At 67.0% G+C, this 10,354-nt stretch carries 12 protein-coding genes and 1 pseudogene; 7 read left to right on the plus strand and 6 right to left on the minus strand.

What is annotated here, in order from left to right:
- Positions 1 to 16: 16 nt before the first annotated feature.
- Positions 17 to 2,191, minus strand: a complete 2,175-nt coding sequence (locus QOJ24_RS09750; protein ID WP_526260786.1) for a thiamine pyrophosphate-dependent enzyme — start codon at positions 2,189 to 2,191, stop codon at positions 17 to 19.
- 12 nt (positions 2,192 to 2,203) lie between these two features.
- Positions 2,204 to 2,554, minus strand: a complete 351-nt coding sequence (locus QOJ24_RS09755) for an arginase family protein (RefSeq protein ID WP_526260787.1) — start codon at positions 2,552 to 2,554, stop codon at positions 2,204 to 2,206.
- 16 nt (positions 2,555 to 2,570) lie between these two features.
- Between QOJ24_RS09755 and QOJ24_RS09760 the strand changes: the two genes are divergently transcribed.
- Positions 2,571 to 2,738 (plus strand): hypothetical protein, encoded by a 168-nt coding sequence (locus QOJ24_RS09760; protein WP_526260788.1) that lies wholly within the window; start codon positions 2,571 to 2,573, stop codon positions 2,736 to 2,738.
- A gap of 63 nt (positions 2,739 to 2,801) precedes the next feature.
- Here the strand turns inward: QOJ24_RS09760 and QOJ24_RS09765 are convergent.
- Positions 2,802 to 3,122: pseudogene (locus QOJ24_RS09765) on the minus strand (arginase family protein); the annotation flags it as partial.
- A 40-nt stretch (positions 3,123 to 3,162) separates the two neighbouring features.
- Positions 3,163 to 3,903 carry an HAD-IIA family hydrolase gene (locus QOJ24_RS09770; protein WP_526260798.1) on the minus strand — a complete coding sequence of 247 codons (741 nt, stop codon included), beginning with the start codon at positions 3,901 to 3,903 and terminating at the stop codon, positions 3,163 to 3,165.
- A gap of 150 nt (positions 3,904 to 4,053) precedes the next feature.
- Here QOJ24_RS09770 and QOJ24_RS09775 point away from each other — a divergent pair, with 150 nt between their 5' ends.
- The 6 genes from QOJ24_RS09775 to QOJ24_RS09800 are packed head-to-tail and all read left to right on the plus strand — an operon-like array spanning position 4,054 to position 9,310.
- Entirely contained in the window at positions 4,054 to 4,449 is a 396-nt protein-coding gene (locus QOJ24_RS09775) for a nuclear transport factor 2 family protein (protein WP_526260789.1), read from the plus strand.
- Positions 4,446 to 4,940, plus strand: a complete 495-nt coding sequence (locus QOJ24_RS09780; protein WP_526260790.1) for a DUF3237 family protein — start codon at positions 4,446 to 4,448, stop codon at positions 4,938 to 4,940. Before QOJ24_RS09775 ends, QOJ24_RS09780 begins: the two co-directional genes overlap by 4 nt.
- A 50-nt stretch (positions 4,941 to 4,990) precedes the next feature.
- Positions 4,991 to 5,593, plus strand: a complete 603-nt coding sequence (locus QOJ24_RS09785) for a TetR/AcrR family transcriptional regulator (RefSeq protein WP_526260791.1) — start codon at positions 4,991 to 4,993, stop codon at positions 5,591 to 5,593.
- A 60-nt stretch (positions 5,594 to 5,653) separates the two neighbouring features.
- Positions 5,654 to 7,345 carry a biotin carboxylase gene (locus QOJ24_RS09790; RefSeq protein WP_526260792.1) on the plus strand — a complete coding sequence of 564 codons (1,692 nt, stop codon included), beginning with the start codon at positions 5,654 to 5,656 and terminating at the stop codon, positions 7,343 to 7,345.
- Positions 7,346 to 7,384: 39 nt separating this feature from the next.
- Positions 7,385 to 8,572: a serine hydrolase domain-containing protein gene (locus tag QOJ24_RS09795; RefSeq protein WP_526260793.1), complete on the plus strand. Its 1,188-nt coding sequence runs from the start codon at positions 7,385 to 7,387 to the stop codon at positions 8,570 to 8,572.
- Between the two features lie 33 nt (positions 8,573 to 8,605).
- On the plus strand, positions 8,606 to 9,310 hold the full coding sequence (locus QOJ24_RS09800; RefSeq protein ID WP_526260794.1) for a dienelactone hydrolase family protein: 705 nt from the start codon (positions 8,606 to 8,608) through the stop codon (positions 9,308 to 9,310).
- A gap of 3 nt (positions 9,311 to 9,313) precedes the next feature.
- On the opposite strand, the gene QOJ24_RS09805 is transcribed toward QOJ24_RS09800, so the two are convergent.
- Entirely contained in the window at positions 9,314 to 9,619 is a 306-nt protein-coding gene (locus tag QOJ24_RS09805) for a DUF2469 family protein (RefSeq protein ID WP_526260795.1), read from the minus strand.
- 41 nt (positions 9,620 to 9,660) lie between these two features.
- Positions 9,661 to 10,353, minus strand: coding sequence for a ribonuclease HII (locus tag QOJ24_RS09810; RefSeq protein ID WP_526260796.1), 693 nt, complete (start codon positions 10,351 to 10,353; stop codon positions 9,661 to 9,663).
- Between the last annotated feature and the right edge of the window lies 1 nt (position 10,354).

Raw genomic sequence — 10,354 nt, forward strand, 5'->3', positions numbered from 1 at the left:
CCGAGACCCGGCGGCGCTAACCCGCCAACTTGACGGCTGCGGCCTCGATCGTCTCCTCCGACAGCAGCACCTCGAGCGCGGCGTCGCCGAGCGGGATGAAGCTGTCGGCGCTGGCGACCCGGTCGACGGCGCCGGTGTAGCCGTGTTCGAGCAGGGCGACCAGGATGCCCTCGCCGACTCCCCCGGTCTGCCGGGTTTCGTCGACGATCAGCGTCTTACCGCTGGCAGCGGCCTCGCGCAGCATGTCCTCGACCGGTAGGGGCGCCAGCCAGCGCAGGTCGACCACGCGGGCCGCGATCCCGCGGGACTCGAGCCTGCGGGCGACGCGCAGGCTCATTCGCAGACCGTTGGCGAACGTGAGGATCGTCAAATCCGTTCCGTCGCCGTAGGTTCGGGCCGCTCCGATCGGAACGCTCTGTTCCGGATAAGCGGCGAGCCACTGTTCGTCGCCATCCTCGTGCAGGTCGCGGGTGTGGTACAGCGCAATGGGTTCGAGGTAGACGCATACCGCACCCGCCGTCCGCGCCGCAGCCGCGCAGGTGTGCAGCATCGCCGCGGCGTCGTCTGGACGCGCGGGCGATGCGATGACCACTCCGGGGATGTCTCGGATCGCAGCGATCGAGTTGTCGTTGTGGAAGTGTCCGCCGAAGCCCTTCTGATAGCCGTAGCCCGCGACCCGCACGACCATGGGGTTGCGGTATTGCCGATTCGAGAAGAACTGCAGCGTCGCGCCTTCACCGCGAATCTGGTCCGCCGCGTTGTGTAGATAGGCCAGATACTGGATCTCGGGGATGGGGAGCAGTCCCGATACGCCTGCGCCCAGCGCCAGACCCAGGATCGATTGTTCGTCGAGCAACGTGTCGAACACCCGCGCCGAACTCGTCCGGTTGAGCAGTCCGCGGGTGACCCCGTATACGCCGCCTTTGCGCGCGACGTCCTCGCCGAAGACGATGGCCTCCGGATAGCGGTCGAGGATGTCGGCGAGTGCGCGGTTGATCCCGATCGCCACCGTCATCGGCGCGTCGGGATCGCCTGCTCGAACCGATGCTGCCAGTGAGGCGGGCGCGGCGGCGATCGCGTCGTCGAGGCCGAGTGCAAGGGGCGCCATCACCGCCCGTGCGCTGTCGAGTTGCGCCGCGTCCATGACTTCTTCGGCCAGCTCAAGCACGGCGGCGCGCTTGGCCTCGTAGCGGTCCAGCACCTCCGACGGCGTCAACACGCCCTCGTTCACCAACAGTGTCGCGGTGCGCACCAGCGGGTCTCGTTCGTAGTCGGCGGCGATCTCATCGGGCCGCCGATAGGACGGCTCGTAGTCGGAGCCGGCATGGGCCATCAGCCGGACGGTCCGCAGGTGCAGGAACGCAGGACGTCGGCGGGTGCGCACCCAGTCGGCGGCCGCCGTAGCGGCGTCGAACGTCGCGGGCAGATCGCATCCGTCGGCGCCGAAATACGCCAACCCGTCCCGGTTTCGATAACTCTGCTCGATCCAGCCGCGCGGGGTCTTCACGCTGATGCCGATTCCGTTGTCTTCACACACGAACAGCAGCGGCATCGGCACGCCCTGATAGGCGGAGTGCATTGCGGCGTTGATCGCCCCCACCGCGGTGGAGTGGTTCGCCGACGCGTCACCGAAGCTGCACACCGTGACCGCGTCGTCGGGCCATGCGCAGGTCACCCCGAGCTTGCGGGCGCGGGCGATCGAGAACGCGACGCCGAGGGCCCGCGGCAGATGCGACGCGATTGTCGACGTCTGCGGGATGATGTTCAGGTCATGGCGGCCGAACACCTTGTGCCTTCCGCCCGAAATCGGCTCGTCCGTCGCCGCGACCATGCCGAGCAGCACATCGCGCAGTGGCTCCCGCCCGTCGACGAGCACGCCGCGGGCCAGGAAGAAGGCGCCAGATCGGTAATGCAGAAGCGCCGGGTCGGTGGGCCGCAGCGCGGCCGCCACGGCGGCGTTGCCCTCGTGACCCGATGATCCGATGGTGTAGTAGCCCCTGCCCTGTGCCCGCAGCCATCGGGCGACGAGGTCGAGATGGCGGCTACCGAGCTGAACATCGAACAGCGCCAGGCACACTCGCGTCGTCAACGATGAGCCGTCCCGCACCGGCTCGTCGTCGGCACGTCGGCGCGTCGAGGAGCTCATCGCCGCGATGGTGGCGGTGAAGTACTCGTCGATCGGTTCGGCCACGGGTCTCCTGTGTCAGCGACTGATCGTGGGGCGGGCCACGACGTTACGGATGAATGCCACGATCTGCGCCGCTCCGGTCCTGTTCGGGTCCTGGTCCGGATCGTAGATCGCGATGCTGCCGCCGATGCACGCCGCCGTCGTGGTGAACAGCGCCATCACCAGGTCGGTGAGCTGATCCCAGGTCAGGCCGCCGGGCTCGTCGGGAAAGTCGGGTAGCCCCTGGGCGGGGAACACGACGGGGTCCAACACGTCGAGGTCGATGTGCAGCCACCAGCGATCGACCTGCGCGGCCAGCTGCTCGATGGCGCGGCGCCCTGCACCGTGCGGGTCGTCGGCGACTTCGGCAAGCGGCGCCACCCACACGCCGTTGTCGGCGAGGGTGCCCGACGTTGAACCGCCTGCGCCATGCGTCGTCGCGAGGCCCGAGCACGACGAGCCGGTCGCGACGCAACGCAGGCAGCCGATCGCCGAGCTCGCCGCCGAGCGTGCGTCCGGTCAGCCCGAGCAGCAGGCCGAGTTCGGTGTTGGCCGCCTCACCGTCCTCTGACACGTCCAGCGGCATGGTGTCCTCGTGGCCGTCGATGAAGACCAGTCCGACCTCGCCGACGTGATCGCGCAGCCCGGTCACGATGCCGAGCAGCGTCGAGCAGTCGCCGCCGTAGACGATCGGCAGCCTGCCTGTGCTCACCGCGGTCCCGACCCGCTCATTGAGCGCGCGCGTCATCGCCAGCAGCGCCCGCTCGTTGACCAGGCTGGTCGGCCCGCGCGACGGGTCTCCCAGCGGCAGATCGAGATCGCACTGGCCGGCGATGTGGTGATGCTCGAAGGCGTCGAGCAGCCCGGCATCGAGCAGAGCGCCCGCCGCCTGCGCCTGGTTGCCGGGTCGTCCGTAGCCGTCGAACGGAACTCCGATCAGCTCGATCTCGGCCATCGGCTCACTCCCCGAACATCGGTCGTCGCGCGCTCTGAGATCACACGAGCTCGATGGCTTCGGCGATGCTCGGCAGTATCCGGCTGGGCCGGAACGGGTAGCGCTCGACCTCCTCACGGGCGGTCGACCCCGTCAACACCAGGATGGTCTCCAGCCCCGCCTCGATGCCCGCGACGACGTCGGTGTCCATCCGGTCACCGACCATGTAGGTGTTCTCGGAATGCGCTTCGATGCGGTTGAGCGCGCTGCGGAACATCATCGGGTTCGGCTTGCCGACGAAGTAGGGCTCGCGCCCGGTCGCCTTGGTGATCATCGCCGCCACCGATCCCGTCGCGGGTGTCGGTCCTTCCGCTGACGGACCGGTGACGTCGGGGTTGGTCGCGATGAAGCGGGCGCCTGCGAGGATGAGCCGGATCGCCTTGGTGATGGCCTCGAACGAGTAGGTGCGAGTTTCGCCGAGCACGACGAAGTCCGGCGCCACATCGGTCAGCGTGTAACCGACGTCGTGCAGCGCCGTCGTCAGGCCCGCCTCGCCGATCACGTATGCCGACCCGCCGGGCAACTGAGCTCCGAGGAAGTCGGCGGTCGCCAGCGCCGACGTCCAGATCGCCGCCTCCGGCACGGAGAGACCTGAGCGGGCCAGCCGCGCCGACAGGTCGCGCGGGGTGAAGATCGAGTTGTTGGTCAGGACCAGGAACGGCCGCTTCCGCTCGACCAGGCGTTGCAGGAACTCGGCGGCTCCGGGCAATGCACGCTCCTCGTGCACCAGGACGCCGTCCATATCTGTCAGCCAGCATTGGCGCGCGGTTCCCACGGGCCCAGTCTGCCAATTCCGTCCAGCCGGTTCGCCACTTCGGCCGCATGCACCTTGCATACTCGTGGTAGGTTAATACCTACTACAAGTATGTTTCATGAATGGATCGGAGCAGCCATGTCCCCCACCGCCACCACGGCCGTCGACCTGAAAGAAATCTCGGAGCGCTATTTCGCCGCCTGGGCGAACCGCGACCCGGACGCGATCGTCGCCCTGCACACCGACGACACCCGGTTCTGGATCCATCTCGGTGACGACGCGGTCGTCGGCCGCGACGCCGTCCGTGCCACCTTCGCCGAGCTCTTCACCACCTTCCCGGACTTCTCGTTCGAGACCTATCGCGTGCTCTACGGAGAGGGTCACTGGGTTCTGGACTGGGCGCTGATATCCGGCGACATCCGGTTCGACTGCCTCGACGTCGTCGTGGTGTCACCCGACGGCCTGGTGGCGCGCAAGGACACCTTCGTCGACGCCGTCGCGCTGCAGGCCGCCATGGGGACGGTGACCCAATGACCGCCGTCGTCGCGCCCGCAGACCAGCTGCCGACATTCGACAGGCTGCCCGCTGAGCACCTCTTCGACATGCATGTCGAACTTCAACCGGCACAACTTATTTCCACTTCGAGGGGCACCAGGCTGACGTTCATCACCAACGGTGGAGTGATCGACGGCCCACGGTTGCGGGGCGAGATACTGCCCGGCGGCGGCGACTGGTTGCTGGTCGGCAGCGACCAGATCGGACGCATCGACGTCCGCGCCACGCTGCGCACCCACGACGGCGCGCTGATCCACTACGAGACCAGAGGCGTCATCAAGGTTCCCGCCGACGGCCTCGGACGGCTGGCCGCAGGGCAAGCGCTTGCGTTCGACGAGACGTATGTCCGCACGACGCCGACATTCGAAACCGCAGACGACCGCTACAGCTGGCTCAACGAGATCGTCGCCGTCGGCTACAACGTGCTGTCGCCTGACCACATCGACTACCGCGTCTATCGCCTGCTGTAGCGGTGTCGCGCGACAGCCAGGGATTGGCAGGCAGCCGTTATCGTGGGTTCATGCCGGCCAGGCAGGCGAGACGAACGCAAGCGGAGCGCACCGAGGCGACGACGGGCGCTCTCGTCGACGCGGCCCGCGAACTCTTCGCCAAGGACGGTTACGCGGCGACCTCGCTTGACGCGGTGGCGGCCAAAGCGCGCGTCACCAAAGGCGCTGTGTACCACCACTTCCAGGGCAAGCAGCAGCTGTTCGAAGCGGTGTTCGCGCGCGAGGTCGAGCGGCTTTGCGCGGTGCTGCCCGCCGTCTACGCATCCAAGAGTGATCCGTGGAATGCGTTCGAGGCCTGCTGTCGCGCCTTCCTCGAGGAGTGTCTGGAGCCGGGACTGCAGCGAATCATGCTTCTCGACGCGCTGCCTGCGCTGGGATGGGATGGCGTGCGTCGCACGGAGGCGCCGATGATGGAGCTGATGGAGATCGCCATCGCGGCGGCGGTGCAGGCCGGACGGATAGCGCCGCGACCGGCCGGTCCCCTCGCCGTCTTCCTCTACGGCGCGCTGTGCGAGACGTCGATGAGCGTTGCGCGCGCAGGCAACCAGACAGCCGCCCACCGTGCGGCGCTGACCGAGCTCAGCCACGTGTTGGAGGGTCTGCGGCTCGGCTGAACCCACCATGCTGGGCGGCGCCGGGAATTAGTGTGGACTTTCCGCAGCGAGGTGCACACCATGACTGACCGACCGGTTCGATCACGACAGGCTGCGAAGACCACCGCCAAAAAGACGACCGCCAGGAAGGCCGCCAAGAAGGCGCCCGCCAAGCAGGTGAAGCGCCCAACCAAGACCGTCGCCGCGGCGGCCCCGCCGATCAAACGCCCGACGACCGCTTCTGCCAAGCCGACGGAGATCAGCGTCGGCACCGATGCCGCCTTCGCGCCGGGGACCGGGCAGACTCGGCGCCGGTTGAAGAACATCTCCGAGGTGCGGCACTTCTTCCGAACCAACGACGTACCGATTCTGTTCTTCGGCGCCACCCCGTTCAACCTCCTGGGCCTGGACCGCTGGATCCGCAACTTCACCTACATCACGTACTACGACGCATGGGACGGCGCGCACCCGCGCGTCTTCACACCGATCGACAAGCCGTACGAAGAGTTCGAAAGCGGCGAGGAGATCAACAACTGGCTGCTGACCAACCCCGAGGTGCGGGCACACATCGACTCGGTGACCCCGCGCGGGATCCGGCCCAAGGTGGTGATGGTCTTCTTCAACAGCGAAACCGAGGACATCTGCAAAGATCTCGGCTACGACCTGATTCTGCCCGCGGCAAGCCTGCGTGAGCGCCTCGACTCGAAGATCGTCACAACACAGCTCGGAAATGAGGCGGGAGCGCCGAGCGTGCCGAACGTGCTGACCCGGGTCGACGACTGGGCTGGGCTGCAGAAGGCGGCCGAAAAGGCCGGTCTCGGTGACGAACTCGTCGTTCAGACGCCGTACGGCGATTCCGGCAAGACCACGTTCTTCATCTCGTCGGAGGCGGACTGGCGCAAGCACAGCGCAGACATCGTCGGCGAAGAGATCAAGGTGATGCGGCGGATCAACAACCGTCCCGTCGCGGTCGAGGCGGTGCTCACCCGATGCGGCACCGTCGTCGGGCCGTTCATGTCGGAGCTGATCGGCTACAAGCGGCTCACCCCGGCGCGCGGCGGCTGGTGCGGCAACGAGATGTTCCCGGAGGTGCTGACCGGCGAAAGCAGGCGGATCGCAACAGAATTGGTGCGGCGCCTCGGCGATCGGCTGGCCAAGGAAGGCTACCGCGGTTTCTTCGAGGTCGACGTGCTCGTCGACACCGACACCGGCGAGGTCTATCTCGGCGAGCTCAACCCCCGCATCAGCGGGGCATCATCGATCACCAACGTCACCGCGGGCGCCTACGCCGACGTGCCGCTGTTTTTGTTCCACATCCTCGAGTACATGAACGTCGACTTCGATCTGGACGTCGACGAGATCAACGAGAGGTGGGAGGAGTTGGCGTCGGGTGACCTGTGGAGCCAGATGGTGATGAAGGAGACCGACGACATCGTGCAGCGGCTGACGGCCACCCCCAGCACGGGGCAGTATTCGCTGGACAGCAGCGGCGCCCTGGTGTTCCGGCGGGCCGCGCTGGACTGGCACCAACTGCAGAACGAGGCGGAGGCGTTCTTCCTGCGGATCTACGCCCCCGGTGACTACCGGTGGAAGGGCGCCGACCTCGGCGTGCTGGTCACCAAGGGCCGGCTACAGGTCGACTCGGCCACCGGCAAATCGGCGCTGACGATCCGCGCCCGCCATCTCATCGACTCGATCCGCGCACAGTACGCGGGTACGCCGATCGCCAAACCCGCAGCGCCGGCCGCCAATGTCGCGGTCAAGTCAGGCTGAGAGTCTGCCCGCGCAGCGCAGGCTATTACAGTCGTCGCCATGACTCTCGGAGGCGACACCGGACGCGTGCCGTCGGGTGTGAATCTGGACAACTGGCAGTCCGCGGCCCAGCTGCACTGGACGTTTCAGCACATCGCCGAATTCCTCCCGACCGCTGCGATCTCCCGCGGCACCGGACCCGTCGCCGAGCTTCCGCCGAATCCGGTCGAGCTGACCGACATCCCGCTCTATGACCGGACGAACGGACGACGCACCACCGTCGGCGACGTGATGGCCGCCACCGTCACCGACGGCTGGATGGTCACCCAGCACGGCAAGGTGCTCAGCGAGTTCTACTACGGGGGTATGCACGCCAACACGTCGCACCTACTGATGTCGGTGAGCAAGTCGCTGATCGCCATGGTGGTCGGCGCGCTCGTGAGCGAGGGCACCGTCAGCCCCGACGCCGAAGTCACTTTCTACGTGCCCGCCCTGGCTGACTCCGGGTACGCGGGTGCGACCGTGCGCAACCTGCTCGATATGCGTTCGGGCATCAAATTTTCCGAGGACTACCTCGACCCGGTTGCCGAAGTGCGATTGATCGAGCAGGCCATCGGCTGGGCGCCACGCACGGTGCCCGACCTTCCGTCGACGATGTACGACTTCCTGGCGACGCTGCAGCAGAAGTCTCTGCACGGCGGCCCGTTCGAGTACCGGTCCTGTGAGACCGACGTCCTCGGCTGGATCTGCGAGGCGGCCAGTGGACTGCGGATGCCCGACCTGATGTCTGCGGTGCTGTGGGCCAAACTCGGTGCGCGGACCGACGCGACCATCGGTGTCGACTCGGTGGGCACCGGCATGTTCGACGGCGGCATCAATGCATGCCTGTCTGATCTGGTGAGGTTCGGGTCGCTGTTTCTCAACGGTGGTACGTCGCTGACCGGGGAGCGGGTGGTGTCCCTGTCGTGGATCGCCGACACGTTCGCCGGTGGGCTCGACTCGCGCTCGGCCTTCGCTGCGAGCCCCGGCGACAACCGCATGCCCGGCGGGATGTACCGGAACCAGTGCTGGTTTCCGCGACCGGGCAACAACGTGTTGCTGTGTCTGGGAATCCACGGCCAGATGATCTACGTCAACAGGGCGGCCGACATGGTCGCCGTGAAGCTGTCGAGCTGGCCGCTTCCGCAGGACGCAACGATGCTGTTCCCGACCATCGCCGCATTCGACGAGATCGCCGCCAACCTGTAGACAATCGGTGAGATCGCAGCTGACACTAAACGCGTGCAGACCATCACGATCAATGCCCCCGCCGGTCCGATCGACGCGCTCCTCAGTGTGCCCGCAGGCACGGGGCCGTGGCCGGGTGTGGTGCTGGTGCACGACGCGATCGGCTACGGACCGGACAACGAACGAATCTCCCGGCGGGTCGCCGACGCGGGATACATCGCCATCACGCCCAACATGTTCGCCCGCGGCGGGCGCGCCCGCTGTGTGACGCGTGTCCTTCGCGAAGTGATGACCAAACGCGGCCGCGCACTCGACGACGTCCTGGCTGCCCGCGACCACCTGCAGGCGTTGCCGCAGGCGTCCGGCGCGGTCGGCATTGCCGGCTTCTGCATGGGTGGCCAGTTCGCACTGGTCTTGTCCCCCAAGGGGTTTGGCGCATCGGCGCCGTTCTACGGCACCCCGCTACCTCGCGATCTCAGCGAAACGCTGGACGGTGCGTGTCCCATCGTCGCCAGCTTCGGCCGTCGCGACCCCATCGGCATCGGTGCGGCGGCCAAGCTGGAGAAGGTCGTCGACGAGAAGAACATCCCCGCCGATATCAAGGCCTACCCCGGCGCCGGTCACAGCTTCGCCAACAAGCTTCCGGCACAGCCGTTGATCCGTATCACCGGGTTCGGCTACAACGAGGCCGCCGAAGCGGACGCCTGGTCGCGGGTCTTCGCTTTCTTCCGCGAGCACCTGGTCGGGCCGACCGGCTAGCGGCTACTCGGGCAGCCGCAGTTCGGGCTTCTCGACCTCTTCGATGTTCACGTCCTTGAACGTGATCACCCGGACCTGTTTGACGAACCGCGCCGGTCGGTACATGTCCCACACCCAGGCGTCGGCCAGCCTCAGCTCGAAGTACACCTCGCCGTCGGCATTGCGGGGCACCAGGTCCACGCTGTTGGCCAGGTAGAACCGCCGCTCGGTTTCCACCACGTAGCTGAACTGGCCGACAATGTCCTTGTATTCGCGGTACAGCGAGAGCTCCATCTCGGTTTCATACTTCTCGAGATCTTCGGCACTCATCGCTTCAGCAGTCCTTCGTATCGGTCTGTGTCCATCTTCCCTTACCCAACTTCGTCGCGCTGCTCCGGTACGCAGTCGCCCACGAGCTCCGTCACCACCTTGGTGCCGGTCGCCGTTGCCACCCGGCGGACATTGATGAACGAGTATCGATGCTGGCTGCACGGTCCGAGCCGGGCCAGCGCGGCCCCGTGGGCGGGCGTGCTGTAACCCTTGTGCTCGGCGAAGCCGTAGCCTGGATAGTCCGCGTCCAGCGCGACCATCAGCCGGTCCCTGCTGACCTTGGCCAGCACGCTCGCCGCCGCGATGCACGCCGCCGCCGCGTCGCCGCCGATCACGGGCAGCGACGGCACGGGCAACCCCGGCACGCGAAACCCGTCCGACAGCACGTAACCCGGCCGCACGGCAAGACCTGCGACGGCCCGTCGCATGCCCTCGATGTTGGCGACGTGCACGCCGCGCCGGTCGACTTCGCGTGGCGGGACGAACACCACGTGGTAAGCGAGCGCATAGCGGCAGATCAGCGGAAACAGAGCCTCCCGGGCCTTTTCGGTGAGCTTCTTCGAATCGTCGAGCTCGGCGAAACTCTTGAAGCGATTCGGGCCGAGCACACAGGCGGCGATCACCAGCGGTCCGGCACACGCGCCACGGCCGACCTCGTCGACCCCTGCGACCGGCCCCAGTCCACTGTTGTACAACGCCGATTCAAGCGTGCGCAGACCCGACGACCTGCGAATG

Origin of the sequence: Mycobacterium sp. (assembly GCF_032159775.1) — a bacterium.
Classification (GTDB): domain Bacteria; phylum Actinomycetota; class Actinomycetes; order Mycobacteriales; family Mycobacteriaceae; genus Mycobacterium.